Source organism: Oxalobacteraceae bacterium OTU3CAMAD1, assembly GCA_024123915.1.
In the GTDB taxonomy this organism is placed as follows: domain Bacteria; phylum Pseudomonadota; class Gammaproteobacteria; order Burkholderiales; family Burkholderiaceae_D; genus Rugamonas.
Map to the genome: position 1 here is coordinate 3,589,000 of CP099650.1, position 13,917 is coordinate 3,602,916.

16 protein-coding genes and 1 pseudogene are annotated in these 13,917 nt (G+C 63.0%); 7 read left to right on the forward strand and 10 right to left on the reverse strand.

The window, feature by feature from the left end; translation table 11 throughout:
- Positions 1 to 94: 94 nt before the first annotated feature.
- Entirely contained in the window at positions 95 to 1,084 is a 990-nt protein-coding gene (locus NHH88_15625; protein USX17142.1) for a LysR substrate-binding domain-containing protein, read from the forward strand.
- Here the strand turns inward: NHH88_15625 and NHH88_15630 are convergent.
- From NHH88_15630 to NHH88_15655, 6 genes are read right to left on the reverse strand one after another with little or no spacing between them, the layout of a single operon-like run.
- Complete coding sequence (locus NHH88_15630; GenBank protein ID USX17143.1) at positions 1,081 to 2,286, reverse strand: MFS transporter; 1,206 nt, start codon at positions 2,284 to 2,286, stop codon at positions 1,081 to 1,083. The two genes, NHH88_15625 and NHH88_15630, sit on opposite strands and share 4 nt — an antisense overlap.
- Before the next feature lie 14 nt (positions 2,287 to 2,300).
- Positions 2,301 to 3,368 carry a maleylacetate reductase gene (locus NHH88_15635; GenBank protein USX17144.1) on the reverse strand — a complete coding sequence of 356 codons (1,068 nt, stop codon included), beginning with the start codon at positions 3,366 to 3,368 and terminating at the stop codon, positions 2,301 to 2,303.
- A gap of 17 nt (positions 3,369 to 3,385) precedes the next feature.
- Positions 3,386 to 4,273, reverse strand: coding sequence for an intradiol ring-cleavage dioxygenase (locus NHH88_15640; GenBank protein ID USX17145.1), 888 nt, complete (start codon positions 4,271 to 4,273; stop codon positions 3,386 to 3,388).
- Positions 4,261 to 5,370, reverse strand: a complete 1,110-nt coding sequence (locus NHH88_15645; protein ID USX17146.1) for a Rieske 2Fe-2S domain-containing protein — start codon at positions 5,368 to 5,370, stop codon at positions 4,261 to 4,263. The genes NHH88_15640 and NHH88_15645 overlap by 13 nt, the downstream gene beginning before the upstream one ends.
- Before the next feature lie 8 nt (positions 5,371 to 5,378).
- A complete protein-coding gene (locus NHH88_15650) occupies positions 5,379 to 5,843 on the reverse strand; it encodes an aromatic-ring-hydroxylating dioxygenase subunit beta (GenBank protein ID USX17147.1) in 465 nt (154 codons plus the stop codon).
- A 23-nt stretch (positions 5,844 to 5,866) separates the two neighbouring features.
- Positions 5,867 to 7,144: an aromatic ring-hydroxylating dioxygenase subunit alpha gene (locus NHH88_15655; GenBank protein USX17148.1), complete on the reverse strand. Its 1,278-nt coding sequence runs from the start codon at positions 7,142 to 7,144 to the stop codon at positions 5,867 to 5,869.
- Positions 7,145 to 7,462: 318 nt separating this feature from the next.
- Here NHH88_15655 and NHH88_15660 point away from each other — a divergent pair.
- Positions 7,463 to 7,594 (forward strand): annotated as a pseudogene (locus tag NHH88_15660) (glutaminase).
- A 116-nt stretch (positions 7,595 to 7,710) separates the two neighbouring features.
- On the forward strand, positions 7,711 to 8,007 hold the full coding sequence (locus NHH88_15665; protein USX17149.1) for a hypothetical protein: 297 nt from the start codon (positions 7,711 to 7,713) through the stop codon (positions 8,005 to 8,007).
- A gap of 112 nt (positions 8,008 to 8,119) precedes the next feature.
- On the opposite strand, the gene NHH88_15670 is transcribed toward NHH88_15665, so the two are convergent.
- A complete protein-coding gene (locus NHH88_15670) occupies positions 8,120 to 9,046 on the reverse strand; it encodes an SDR family oxidoreductase (GenBank protein ID USX17348.1) in 927 nt (308 codons plus the stop codon).
- A 274-nt stretch (positions 9,047 to 9,320) separates the two neighbouring features.
- On the opposite strand from NHH88_15670, the gene NHH88_15675 reads away from it, so the two are divergent.
- Positions 9,321 to 9,551, forward strand: a complete 231-nt coding sequence (locus NHH88_15675) for a hypothetical protein (GenBank protein USX17150.1) — start codon at positions 9,321 to 9,323, stop codon at positions 9,549 to 9,551.
- Between the two features lie 54 nt (positions 9,552 to 9,605).
- Here the strand turns inward: NHH88_15675 and NHH88_15680 are convergent, their stop codons facing one another.
- Positions 9,606 to 10,430 (reverse strand): hypothetical protein, encoded by an 825-nt coding sequence (locus tag NHH88_15680; GenBank protein ID USX17151.1) that lies wholly within the window; start codon positions 10,428 to 10,430, stop codon positions 9,606 to 9,608.
- On the reverse strand, positions 10,427 to 11,404 hold the full coding sequence (locus tag NHH88_15685) for a prolyl oligopeptidase family serine peptidase (protein USX17152.1): 978 nt from the start codon (positions 11,402 to 11,404) through the stop codon (positions 10,427 to 10,429). The genes NHH88_15680 and NHH88_15685 overlap by 4 nt, the downstream gene beginning before the upstream one ends.
- A gap of 172 nt (positions 11,405 to 11,576) precedes the next feature.
- Here NHH88_15685 and NHH88_15690 point away from each other — a divergent pair, with 172 nt between their 5' ends.
- From NHH88_15690 to NHH88_15700, 3 genes are read left to right on the forward strand one after another with little or no spacing between them, the layout of a single operon-like run.
- The gene (locus NHH88_15690) at positions 11,577 to 11,909 is read left to right on the forward strand and encodes a helix-turn-helix domain-containing protein (GenBank protein USX17153.1); all 333 of its coding nucleotides are present in this window, start codon (positions 11,577 to 11,579) and stop codon (positions 11,907 to 11,909) included.
- Positions 11,910 to 11,919: 10 nt separating this feature from the next.
- Positions 11,920 to 12,156 carry a hypothetical protein gene (locus tag NHH88_15695; GenBank protein ID USX17154.1) on the forward strand — a complete coding sequence of 79 codons (237 nt, stop codon included), beginning with the start codon at positions 11,920 to 11,922 and terminating at the stop codon, positions 12,154 to 12,156.
- A gap of 21 nt (positions 12,157 to 12,177) precedes the next feature.
- Entirely contained in the window at positions 12,178 to 12,594 is a 417-nt protein-coding gene (locus tag NHH88_15700) for a hypothetical protein (GenBank protein USX17155.1), read from the forward strand.
- 44 nt (positions 12,595 to 12,638) lie between these two features.
- Here the strand turns inward: NHH88_15700 and NHH88_15705 are convergent, their stop codons facing one another.
- Complete coding sequence (locus NHH88_15705) at positions 12,639 to 13,907, reverse strand: glycoside hydrolase family 27 protein (protein ID USX17156.1); 1,269 nt, start codon at positions 13,905 to 13,907, stop codon at positions 12,639 to 12,641.
- Between the last annotated feature and the right edge of the window lie 10 nt (positions 13,908 to 13,917).

Genomic DNA, 13,917 nt, shown 5'->3' on the forward strand with positions numbered 1-13,917 from the left:
GATGCCATCCCAGCTGCCGTACAATGCAAGCACCGATTAAACCGGACGACGGTGTTCTCCTCGGAGGGCGCTGCCGCAGGAAGGAAACTGCAACATGAGCCGCCGCACGAGTCCGTTGCCTTTCGGCCCGGAACAGATGGGAAAGTTAACCGTTGTCGCCGACGATCTGGCGCTGTTCGCCGAGGTGGTCGACGCCGGGGGATTCAGTGCGGCGAGTCTGCGCACGGGGGTAACGAAATCGCGCCTGAGCCGGCGGATTTCAGAACTGGAAGCGATATTGGGGGCCACCCTTATCCTGCGCAATTCGCGCCATTTCGAAGTCACCGAAAGCGGCCGGCAGGTGTATCAGCACGGGAGCGCCATACGCGCCGAAATGCATGCCGCGATGGTGGCGATACACGGCAACGCGTCCGAACCCCATGGGGTCCTGCGCATCGCCAGCCCGATGGCGCTGACATCATCGATCGTGGGCCACGTGGCGGCCGAATTCGCGCGCACCTATCCGCAGGTGCGCATCTTCCTGTCCACCACCAAGGGCCCGGTCGAATCGTCAACGGAGATTTTCGACCTGATCCTGCTGCCGTCGACGCAAGCGTTGCCCGATTCGGACATGGTGGCGCACCGGCTGGCGACGGTTCCGTATTGCCTGGTCGCCGCGCCTGCGGTCGTCGAGGCGGCGGGCAATCCCGCTGATCCCGATGCTTTGGACGGAATGGATGGCATCGGTTGGGGCTCGCTGGATCACTCGTCGCAGTGGCATTTGATCGGCCCGCAAGGCGCCGAAGCGGACATCGATGTCCATATCCGCTTCTCGAGCGACAATCTCGAAGCGATCCGTGAGGCGGCCTTGTCCGGACTGGGCATTGCCCGCCTGCCGCGCGCGCTGTGTAATGCCGATCTTGAGCAAGGCCGGCTGTGTCTCGTGGCGCCGGACTGGCGGCCGCCATCGATTCCTATCTATGCGCTCTACGCTTCACGCCGCCATATAAGTGTCGCAAGCAAATTCTTTCTTGCGGCGCTGACCAAGGCGATCGATGAACGCATGATCGGACCCCATTCCGAAGCAGACGCCGAAGCTGTCTAGCGTTCCCTGGCGATCCGGCTGGCGAGCGCCGCGCCCAACAGCGCGGCCGCCCCGGTGACGGCCCATGTCCACTGCCAGCCGCCGACGGCGCCGGCCACCCAGGCCGCCAGCGGGGGATAGGCGAACTGGCTGAACGACGAGCACTGCTGCATCCACCCGACGGTGGTGGACACGGTCTGCTCGCTGGGCGCAAGACGCACCGCCTGCACAAATAAGGTGGTGGGCACCAGGCCGCTGACCCCGGAGAACAGCAGCACCCCCGCATAGCGCAGCAAGGGCAGCTCGTGTCCGGGCAAGCCAAAGGCCAGGAAGGCCCCCAGCGCCATGGCGCCGAAGCCGATGTAAAGGAGCTGCGGGGGGCGTACCTTCCGGTGCAGCAGGCGGCCGGCGGCAACATTGCCCAGCACATTACAGACCGCCGCAAGCGCCGTGAGCGCCCCGGCCAGGCCGCCCGAGATCCCGGCCTGGGCGTAGATGGAGGGCAAAAAGCCGATCACGGCCAGCCACGGCCCGGAGTAGGCGGCAAAAGACAGCGCCACCAGCCACGGGCCGCGCGCGCGAAGTGTCTGGCGCAGGCGTTGCCACCAGGGCATCAGCCCGGCCTTGTCCTTGTCTTGGGACTTGGGCAGCGCCTGCCGGCGCTGACCATCGGCCGGCACGCACAGCGCCATCCACAGGGCCATGATGGCGGAGAGAATCGCCAGGCTCCACCACCAGCCCCGCCAACCTAAAGCGTGAATCGCCCAAGGCCCGGCGAGCAGGGCGACCGCCGTGCCCAACGGCATATAGGTGCCCCACAGACCCAGCTTCACGCTCAGGCGTTCGATCGGCACAAGCTGCCGGATCAGGCTTGGAGCCGGCAAGGCCACCAGCAGGAAGCCGAAGCCCTCCAACGCGCGCAACCACAGCAGATCGGACGCACCCTGCGCCCAGCCGCCCAGGGCGCTGGCCGCCGCCAGGATCGACAGCCCGGCCAGCATGCTGCGCCGCAGCCCGAGGCCATCCGCCGTCAGCCCCACCGCCAGGCCCAGCGTCATGCCGGCGAGCTGCACCATCGACAGGAGGAAGCCTGCCTGCAGCAGCGAAACGCCCAGGGCGGCTTGCAGCGCGGGTAGCGCCGGTGGCAGCTTGCCCACATGCAGCGCGGCCGTCACGCCGGAAAGGATGACCACGAGGTCGGGAGAAAGCAGGGGACGTTTCATCGTAGCGCGGGTTCTCATTCGTCAATATCGGGCGCTTCGCCGGCGAACGCGCGTTCGAGCAGAGCGCGCAACGCGGCGGCGTCCAAGGGCCGGGGATTGGGGTAGGTGGCCGTCATCGCCAAATCCACCGCGCGTGCGATGTCTTCATGGCGCATGCCGATGTCGCGTAGCGCGACCGGCGCGCCGAGGCTCCGCGCCAACCGCCATATCCCGCCGGCGGCTTCGTCCACGCCAAGCGCGTCCGCGATACGGCGCATGATGCCGGGGACGGCGCGGGCGTTGTACGCCAGCGCATGCGGCAGGATCACCGTATGCGTCTGCGCGTGCGGCAGATTGAATGTGCCGCCCAGCGTGTGACAGAGCTTGTGGTGCAGGGCCATGCCGACGTTGCCCAGCACCGTGCCGCACAGCCATGCGCCGTAGAGGCATACGTCGCGTCCCTCGGTGTCGTCCAGCTTGTCTTTGAGCTTGGGCAATCCTTGCGCGAGCGCGCGGATGCCGTCCAGCGCGAGCAGGTCCATGATCGGATTGCCGTCCTGCGCGTACAAGCCTTCGGCGGCATGCGCGATCGCATTGATGCCGCTCGTCACCGACAGCAAGAAGGGCAGCGTCGCCGTCAGGTCCGGATCGTAGAGCACGGTCTGCGGCAGCACGCGCACGTCCTTGCCGGTTTTCTTGACGCCCGCTTCGGTGATGCCATAGATCGGCGTCATTTCCGAACCGGCGTAGGTGGTCGGTATCGCCAGGATCGGCAAGCCCGATTCCAGCGCGATGGCTTTGCCCAGTCCGATGGTGGAGCCGCCGCCGATGGCCACGGCGCAATCGGCCCCGAGTCGGCGCGCCGCGTCGCGGGCGGCGCGCGCCGTTTCAACCGGCACATGCATGACCGCTTCGGCGAAGATGCCCGCGCAGCGCGCTCCCAGCATGTCGGCCACCATTTCGGCCTGCCGCATCTGGTCTGGCGTCGACAGCACCAGCGCCCTGGTGGCGCCGAGCAGTTCCACCTCGCGCGGCAGATGGCGCAGCGCGCCGCGCTCGAAGACCACGCGCGGCATGCGGCTTTGATAGGTGAATCCCAACATGTGACGCTCCTGCCTGATCATGGGCGCGCTCCGGGATCGGACCCGGTCGCGGGATTGAGTACGAAGTCGTATTCAAGCGTGTAAAACGGGGTGTCGATCGTCGAGCCGTCGGGCGCCCGTCCCGGTTCATGCCGTACCCAGTCGGCGATCAGCGACGAGCGCACGCCGAAAACGGCATCCGAATCGAGATAGGTGCCGCCCTGGCGGAAGACATGGGTGATCAGCCTTTGGTAGCCCTCCTTTTGGATCATGAAATGCAGGTGGGCCGGCCGCCAGGGATGCCTGCCCGTCGCGCGCAGCATGTCGCCGACCGGACCGTCATGCGGTATCGGATACGGTTCGGCCACGATGGAACGGAAGTGGTAGCGCCCGTCGCCGTCGGACGCCAGGGCACCGCGCGCTTGAAATTTGTCCAGTCCGTCATATTGAACGTCATAATATCCTTCTTCGTCGGCTTGCCAAACTTCGATGCGCGCATGCGGCACTGGAGCGCCATCGATGCCACGGATCACCCCGGAAACGAAGCACGGCTCGCCCTTTGCGCCGTTGGCGACGTCGGCGCCGAGCTCGTATGCCGGCGCGTTGTCGACGTGGAAGGGACCGAACACGGTGGACTCCGTGCATCCCTGCGGTTTGCGGTTGTTCATCGCCATCGTCAGTGTCGACAAGCCGAGGGTGTCGGACAGCAGGATGAATTCCTGGCGCCTGTCGTCGCACATCTGGCCCGTGCGCGTCAGGAACCCGATCGCGCTCGACCACTCGTCCTCGGTCAGCGCCACTTCGCGCGCGAAGCCATGCAGATGCTGGACCAGGCTGGTCAGGACATGCTTGAGTCGCGGGTCCGGCGTGTTGGCGATTTGCGCGATGACGGCCGGGGTAATGGTGTCTTCATTCAGGTTTTGCATGGTGGCCCGCCTTGGGTTAGGTGCAGCGTTTTTCCTGCGCCGCTGTCCGCCTTGGACAAGAACGCATCGGCAAAAAAGTCCGTGTCAGGCAAGCCGCAGCTGCCGGTGAAATCGCGCCGCGCCGCTTCCACCACCACCGGTGCGCCGCAGGCATACACCTGATATCGCTGCATATCGGGAATGTCCCGCATGACCGCGTGGTGGACGAAGCCGGTACGTCCGCTCCAGCCTCCGGCATCGTCCACTTCGGACAGCACCGGTACATAATCGAACCACGCCAGGCGCGCGGCCCAGTCGCGGCATAGCGCATCCATATAGAGATCGGCCGGTTTGCGCCCGCCCCAATACAGACGCATCGGCCGCTTGTTATTGCTGGCGATCGCCTCTTCGACCAGCGCCTTGATCGGGGCGAATCCGGTGCCGCTGGCCAGCAGGATGATGGGGCCGGAGCCATCGCGCAAATGGAAATTGCCACCTGGACCTTCCAGCTGCAACCATTCTCCCTCCCGCATACCGCCGAACACGCGGTCGGTGAACAGTCCGCCCGGCAGATGGCGCACATGCAGTTCCAGTACGGATTGGTCTGCGCCGGCGGGTGTGGCCATCGAATAGCTGCGGCGCTGACCGTCGGCCAGCAACACATCGACGTATTGCCCGGACTGGTAAGCCAGACCGGCGCCTTCCCAACGCAGTTGCAGCACCGCCACGTCGGGTGCGGCGCGCGTGATGGCGACGATCTCCGCCTGCAGTTGCCGCACCGTCGGCGCCGCTGTTTCTTTCGCGGCGGCGGCCACACGGACCTCGACGCGGCTTGCCGTCACCCGTACCGGAAAACTGCGCACCGCTTCGGTCACCGGCGCACAGCGCGGCGCGCCGCTGCGGATATCGAACGTGCCCTGATGCAGCGGGCACTCCACGCAGCCATCCTCGATATAGCCGTCGGACAACCTGGCGTTCCCGTGGGTGCACAGGTCTTTCAGCGCGAACAATTCATCGCCGAGGCGAAACACCGCCACCGCTTGCCCGCCGGCCACCGCCGGCCGCACCTTGCCGTCGCCGAAATCGTCGGCGCTGCCGACATCGAACCAATCGCTCATGGCAGTCCTCAGATCGGCGTGGCCAGCAGGGTGGGCACGCGCAGCGTGTCGTAAATCACGCGCCGTCTGGCGTAGCGCCAACCGGCGGCGGTTCTGACCACGAGGTCGAGGTAACGTCCGGCCTGGTAGACGAAGGACTCGCCGTTTTGCAGCGTCTGGATCACCACGTAGCTCGATTCCGTTTCGACGGTGTTGTCGTCCAGTGCTTTGAAGACCAGACCGGACGTCATGTGGCGATAGGTGTGAGCTTCGTAAATGTTGGCGTGGCGTAGCGATAGCACACGGTCGCGCAGCATCTTCTTGTTGTCGCAGTAGATGACGCCGATCGGCAGGCCGGCCTCGGCGTTTTCGCGGGGCACGATTTCGTACAGGCAGTCGTCGGTGAAGAATTCCGGCCAGTCTTCCAGGCGGTCGTTGTCGAGCGCATGGATATAATTTTCCTGCAACTGGTGGAGCTCAAACCACAATGTCATTTTTTCCGTCATAGCGTCCTCGCTTAAGCTTTCTCGATTGAGCCGATGCCCATCAGCTTTTGATAGCCGAGCCAGAATTTGCGGATCAGGCTTTCGGTGATCAGCGTGTCTTCCTGGTCCGGATTGTCCTTGGCCATGTCGATGACCGAGCAGGCATCGGCATCGCGCACGGTGCCCTGTTGCACCAGTTCGGTCGCCTCGGTGTCTTCCATCGAGATATAGCCTGCCGGGCCGACCAGGTTGGCCTGCTTGATACGCAAGGCGCGCAGTTCGGGCGTGTCGTCGGCGTAACCGAAGAAATGGAAGATCAGCTCGAAGTGGCCCGGCCCTTTGGGAAGCAGCTGGCGCGCCACCAGCGTGTTGTGGATCTGTTGCACCACCAACTGCGGGAAGATCGGTTGGATGTGGTTGGTGGTCATCTCGTCGAATTCCTTGATCTGGCCGAGCACGGACGGATCTTCCAGCGAGAAGCCTTCGTCGAACGAACGGATCGCCTGTTCCTTGTAGGCATCCGAGGTTTCGACTTCGTTCTTGGTGGCCGTGATAATGCTGTGCAAACCATGGCGTTTGTCGGCGATCGACCGCGCCTTCATGCCGACGCGGAAGATGTTAAAGGTGGTGTGAAACAGGTGCAGCAAGCTGGCGTGGTAGGGATCCTTGACGTTCTCCAGGTACAGTTTCCAGTTCGACTTCGAATACTGGCGCGTACAGCCGAGGTAGACGATGGGCTTGTGGAAGATGCGATCGATCCACGGGCGCATTTCGGCGCCGATGTAGTCGGCCAGCGGCTCGACGGTGGCGCTGAAGCTGGCGAACACCAGGCCGCGGTAGCTTTCGACGCGCAACTGGCGCAGGCCGTGGCATTTCGGATCGAAATCCTTGGCCATGCCGGCCGCGCCATTCTGTCCACGGCGGAACGGCACGCCCAGCAGGTTGCCGCGCGTATCGAAACTCCATTGGTGATAGGCGCAGCTATGCGAGGTGGCGTTGCCGCGCGGCGTGCGGCACACGATCGCGCCGCGATGCGCACATTTGTTCACCCAGGCCGCCAGCGTACCGTCTTCGGTGCGCGTCATCACCACCGGCGTATCGCCAACAAAAGTGCTCTTGTAGTCGCCGTTGTTGACAATCTCCGCTTCCAGCCCGAGAAAGCTCCAGGTCTCGCCGCGGTAGATGCGCTCCTGTTCAAGGTCGTAGACCTCTTGCGAGCTGTACACCTTGTAGGGTGTGCGGGAGCCATCCGTGCGCGGGAACTGCAGCAGGGGCACATAGCCTTCCTGCTCATGTGTCGTATTTTTCATCAAGCGTATCCTCATTCCTCGTTGGGCACCGGCGATAACGCGCTCGGTTGGTGCCATCTTAGGGAATGCGGTGCGGCCGCAATATCCGGCAATTGCATTTTTGCGGCTGGTGCTATCCGTCTTTTGCAGGCGTGCTGCCGCAGCAATAATCTCGATTGCCGCGTCCGCCAGGCGTTCTCGATCTGTTGTGGATATGGGGGAGGGGAGGGACGCCGCAGGCAATGGCTTAAATAAAAAATATCAGAGTGGGAGTGATTTCATGATCGGCAACGCTGGGATTGCGTTGCAAACGGATGAGAATAAGCCTCTGGTGGTCAGTGCGGCACCTCAGATGCCGCCGGCGACTTCGTCTACCGGGTGGGTCTACCGGCCAGGAGCGGCGTTGGCGGCGGTATTCTAGCGTTGGTGCCGGCAGGAATGGCAATCGTGGTCTGGCCGCCCGGGCTCAACCAGTCTCGGTGACTTGCCGCACAGAGCCATCTAAATACCTGGACCACACTGGTCCCTCAAACAGCATCTCTCCAGTGCGCACCGCACTGACTCCTATATTTCTGAAAGGAATGCCAATGACCAGTTTGACCACCGCCGCAAAACTGTTTTTGGGCGCCGCCATCGGCGTTGCCGTCCTGACCGGCTGCAACAAGAAAGCCGAAGACGTGCCGGCGCAGGCGCCTACGGCCAGCCAGGCCACCAATCCGGGCGCGGTGCCCGACCCCGAATTGAGCAAACCCGGCACCACCGCCGGTGGCACCACGCGCGACGCCAACCCGGCCGGCACGACCGGTGCGCCGCCAGCGCCTTCTTCAACCGACCCGCAATCGGCCGCGCAGCCGCCTTCGGGCGCCACATCGACCAACAAGTAATCCTGCAAGGGCCGCGCTCATCGTTTAAGCCCCTGCCGTAAGCGGTCACTCACCTTGCTGGATACATGGCGGGGGAGGCCCCGATCCCATATCGGCTGGGTACCAGCAGGATTTACGGGCCGCCTCTGCCACCGACTGCGGCATACACCTGGCCGGTCGCGTAGCTCGATTCGTTCGAAGCGAGCAGCACGAAGATGCCCGCCAGCTCCGCCGGCTGGCCCGGCCGCTTCATTGGCGTATCGGCGCCGAATTCCGGCAACTTATCCGGCGGTTGGCCCCCAGTGACTTGCAGCGGCGTCCAGAACGGCCCGGGCGCGACCACGTTGACGCGGATGCCTTTTGGCGCCAGTTGCTTGGCCAGTCCCTTGCTGAAAATCATGATGGCGCCTTTTGTCGCCGCATAGTCGATCAGGTTTTCGCTTGGCTCGTAGGCGTTAACAGAGGCGGTGTTGATGATCGTGGCGCCGGGCTTCAGCAGCGGCACGGCGGCCTTGGTGATCCAGAACATCGCATACACATTCGTCTTGAAGGTCTCGTCGAACTGGGCAGTGGTTATGTCGAGGATGGAGTCGCGCGAGAATTGGCGCGCGGCGTTGTTGACGAGGATATCCAGGCCTCCCAGTTCGCGCGCGGCATCGGCCACGAGTTTTTTACAGAATGCTTCGTCCTTGATGTCGCCGGGGATGGCGACCGCCTTGCGGCCCTCGGCGCGTATCAGCGCCACCACTTCGCGCGCATCCGCTTCCTCCGCCGGCAGGTAGTTGATGGCCACGTCCGCGCCCTCGCGCGCGTAGGCGATCGCGGCGGCGCGGCCGATGCCGGAATCGCCTCCCGTCAGCAGCGCCTTGCGGCCCTTGAGCCGCCCCGAACCCTTATAGCTGGTTTCGCCATGGTCGGGGCGGGGATTCATCTTGCTGGTCAAGCCAGGCCAGGGCTGCTGCTGCTTCGGAAACGGCGGCGCGGGGTAGGCGGTGAGCGGATTTATCGGCGGAATATCGGCGCCGGCGTCAGCCCCGCTCTTCGCCAGCGACGGCGCCATCGCCGCGCCGAGAAGACCGGTTGCCGCAGCGCCGACGACCGCGCGCCTGCTGGGATTTGGTTTCTCCATCATGGTTCCTTTCAATGGGTGTGACACCATCTTTCCGGCTTTTTCGCAGGCGTACTGTGCGTTGGTTCGCACAATTTCGTTCTGCGTGCAGATCGCATGACAACCCCGGCCGTCACTCATTTTTATTCCGCAAAGTGTGAGGCACTTCGCATACAGCGGATCTGTCAAAAAGTATCCTGAATTTCATTTTTTAAGGGAGAGCGTCATGCCGACAGGTGCCAATCCGAAGCGCGAACGAGAATACAAAAAGATCGAACGGAAATTTAAGAAGGAGGGGCGTTACAAGGGCAGGGAGGAGGAGGTGGCATCGCGTATCGTCAATAAGCAGCGCGCTGAAGCGGGCGAGACGAAGAAGCACACGCACAAGCCTGCCCGTCGGTCCGCCTCGCGGCGCAAAAGCAGCGGCGCGCGGACCAGTTTCCGTCGCGGAAAATGACCAAAGGTTGAGAGGTTGGCGATGGCGCCGTATCGAGATATCGGGCCGCGGGCGCTATTGCAGGTTCAGGCGCAGCCGGCCGTTCAGTTTTAGCGCCCTGATATCGGCGCCGAACGTCTCTTCGATCAGCCGTGCTTTGAGTCCGGTCATTTCGGCCTGCCTCAAGGCCCGCTCCAGAATCGGGCGATAGCGGGCGGCCGATGCGTCGAGATAGAAAACGAAGTCGGCTTGGTACGCCAGCAGCAAATGCTGCTCCACAGCCAATTCCGGATGTGCACGCGCCTCTTCCAATACCTCGGTGACGCCGCGTGGAAGATAGTCGACATGGCGGTTCCCCGCAGCGACCATCGCGTAAATCGTGCGCCATGGCGCGGTGTGCTCGTATAGCGGCAAATCGGCCGCTTTGAACACCTTGGCGTCGTGCCAGCCGGCCCCGAGCCCGGCGATGAGTCCGGTGCGCTTCAAATCGCCAACGGATCGGACCTGTGCGAAGGCTTCGGTATCGGTCCGACGGATTAACAGCACACGCTGGCCGATCAGTCCATTGGTCAGCGCGTTACGCACTGCAACGAGCTCCTTGCTGCTATCCTTTTCCTTCGACTGCATGCCGTAAAACAGATTGATATCGCCCTTACCCAGCATCCACCACATGCGGCGGGCGGGAATGTCTTTGACGTACTGGATACGGTAGGGTTGTTTGATCAGCTTCAACGACTCTTCGAGCAGGCGGACGAAGTAGTCGGCGCGGCCATCGGACACCACGGCGACGCGTAATTCGAGCGGTTCGACGCCGGCCACCAGAGCGGGCGCCGACGTCGATGGGGCCGCTACACACAGGGTGCATGCGGCAAGGAAAACAGAGCGCAGCGCGCGTCTCATTGTCGAGACGCCGGCGCAGCGTCGGGACTGTCGCCTGTCAGCAATTTGCCATCCGCAGCGCGGGCATAGCGGGTGAAGAACTTCCACATGACTTCCTCATCGGCAAGCCAGGCATGGCCGCCTCCCTCGGTGATATAGGCGGTGACCATGGCGCCGTCCTGGCAGCCATCGTAGACCTCTTGGTAAACCCTCGCCGAAACCCGTCGTGTGAGGGGGCGGCGTTCACAGCGATTGAGTCCCGCCCAGCGCATTTCAGCGGCATGCATGGAGTACTGCCAATATTTGGCGCCGCCGCCTGCAATCGGGTTGGTCGTATCGCTGTCGCCGGCAAACGTCAGAACGGGAATAGGGGATTCCGGCCGGCAGCTATCCGGGTCGGGTTGTCGCGGGTCCGACGCAAGGGGCGCGCCCGCGCGCAGGCCCACCACCGGGGCGATGGCGGCGAAACGTGTCGATGCGACGCATCCCAGCCAGCTTGCCATGCGCCCGCCACCGGAAAAGCCAGTCACGTAGACGCGGCTGCGGTCGACCAGTCCTTGTTCGGCTAGCAAGTCGAGGATCGACAGCAGATATTTCACGTCGTCACGGTCGCCAGCGCCGGGCGCCGCGCCGCCGGCGGTCACCACGCCGGGTATGTTCCACGCGAATCCCTGGGCGAGCCGTATCGCGCCGGTCGGCGCCGCGATGATAAAGCCGTACTTGTTGGCCATGGCTTTTAAGTTGGAGCGGTTCAGGATGGATGTTCCTTCGCCCGAGCTCCCGTGCAGCAAGAACACCAGCGGGGCCGGCGCTCCCGCTTTGACCGTCTCGGGACGATACATGGCGAACGGCAATGTGCCGGGCACGTCGATTTGATGCTCGACCTGTTGGCCCCCCTTTGCTTGCGCTGCCGCCGAACCGCCTGTAAGGCAGAGTGCGACAATTACTGCGGATATCAATGCATAGATCGTGGGCAGGCGGTTGGCAACGGTCATTCGGTCTCCAGGCTCAATAGGGAAAACTCGCAGATTCCTTGATTGTAGTCCGAAGTGCGTCTCGGATGGGCATCGAGTGAGGTAGGTCCAGGCGACTTGGGGAGGGCGACCCATCTCGCGATTTTTGAAATTAAAGTTTGACTCGCTGTCACGTGTAAGATATTGTTTACACATGAAATCGAAAACGCCCACCCCGACCGGAGACCAGCTACTGGAAATGCTGTCGGCGCTATCGAATCCGCACCGGTTGCGCATCGTGGCAGCACTGACGTCCGGCGGGCGTAATTATGTCAGCCAGCTGGCGCGCGAACTTGGTATCAGCCGTCCGTTGCTGCATCTGCATCTGAAAAAACTGGAAGACGCCGGCTTGGTCACAAGCAAGCTGGAATTGTCCGCCGACGGCAAGGCGCTGAATTATTTTGAAGTGCCTGATTTCAGCCTGCAGCTCACGCCGTCCTCGATCGCCGAGGCGGCGCAGTCCCTGTCCACCAATCTCGAACCATAGAGGCTTTTTTATGTCCGAACCCATCTACTTGCTGACGATATTCCTGGTGCCGGTGACGGTGCTGCTGATCTTCGGCATGCGCTTCATCGTGCAGATCAAGCAAGCCAAGTTGCGCCAGCAAAGCGACAACGATTATCGCCAGCTGGCCGAACGCAGCATGGCCGCGCAGGCTGAAACGGCCGCCGCGCTGGCTGATTTGAAGTCCCGCATCGTCGCTATTGAAAAAATTCTGAAAGAAGTCGAGTAACCCAATCTCAAGGAGCTCCCCATGCAAGCAGTATCGCTGACCCGTTTATATATGTTGAGAGTCGTGTACCTGATCATCGCTGTCGGCCTGGGTTTGGTGATCTGGCCCGGCGTGATCCACCACGAGCAGCCATGGGGTCTGGCGCAAGGCTTCGTCAACTGCATGCTGGCGGCGTTCGGTTTGCTGTGCGCGCTGGGCATCCGTTATCCGCTGCAAATGCTGCCGGTGTTGTTGTGGGAACTGACCTGGAAAAGCATCTGGCTGCTGATCGTCGCACTGCCGGCCTGGCGCGCCGGCCCGCTCGACCAGGCGATGCTGGAAAACCTGTTTGCGGTCGGGCTCGTCGTCATCATCCCGATCGCCATGCCGTGGGGCTACGTGACCGAGAAGTACTTTAAGCAGCCGGGCGACCGCTGGAGCCGTTCAGTTTCGCCCTGAGCCCATCCGCCGCCGGACTGTGCGCGGCGACGGACTGGCTTGCCCTATGGCTTCCCAGGGCCGCTCAGGCGCAGCATCAGCACGCTGTGCGGCGCCAGCTTCGCCTGCAGTTTGGCGCTGGTGTCACCCGTCTTCTTGCTCCACAGGTCGGACCAGCGGTAGACGTTCTCCTTGAAATTGACCGACCTTTTGCTCAGGTCATCCACCAGGACTTGCTTCTTCCAGTCATGTTGAACGTCGGCAGGCTGGTTGGAGCGGTTCAGGAACATCAGTGCCCAATCCCCGCCGTCGAGCGGCTTGGCATAGACCTCCAACGGACCGTCGACCAGGACGCGCAGCGCCTGCACACCCAGTTTGTCCTGGCTCACCGCGACCACGCCGGGGTTGGTCAGGATGCGGCGGGTCGACTCGGACATCGAACGCAGGTCGTTGCCCAGGATGAGTGGCGAGGCCATCATGGACCAGATCGACAGATGGGTGCGGTCTTCATCCTCGCTCATGCCGTTGCCCACTTCGAGCATGTCCATATCGTTCCAGCGGCCGGGTCCGGCGAACTTGCGCAGGTTTGCGTCGGCGTGCTTGTCGAGGATGCGCAGCACGCCGAGGCCGGTCGATAAACCGGGACTGAACTGGCAGTCGAAGCAGTTATAGATATCGGGCGTGGTGCGCCACGAATGGCCGACCTGACCGGCCCATTCCCACGGCTTGCTCATGCCCCATTCGCAGATGCTGAACACCATCGGACGGCCCGCCTTGGCGATCGCGTCGCGCATCGTGGTGTAGGCCGCTTCCGCGTTCAAGCCCGGGGTGTCGCACCAGTCGTACTTGACGTAGTCGATGCCCCATTTCGCATAGGTCCGCGCATCCTGATACTCGTAGCCGCGGCTGCCGGGACGGCCGCCGCAGGTGGTGGCGCCGGCGTCCGAGTAGATGCCCAGCTTGAGTCCCTTGCCATGCACATAGTCCGCCAGCGCCTTGATGCCGGATGGGAAGCGCTTGGGGTCGGGCTGGATATTGCCGTCGGCGTCGCGCTGGCCTTGCCAGCAATCGTCGATGTTCACGTACTGGTAGCCGGCGTCCTTCAGGCCCGTCTTGACCATGGCGTCGGCGGTCTCGCGGATCAGGCGCTCGTCGATTTCGCAGGCAAATTTGTTCCAGCTGTTCCAGCCCATTTGCGGGGTCGCGGCCAGGCCTTCAGACTTTTGAGCCCAGCAATTACCTGTCGCGCCAACGAACAGGGTCACGGCTGCGGCGGCGGCCATGATGGCCTTGCCCGGGATCAGGGGTCTGTGTGTCTCTTGTATTGTTTTCATTTCTAAATCA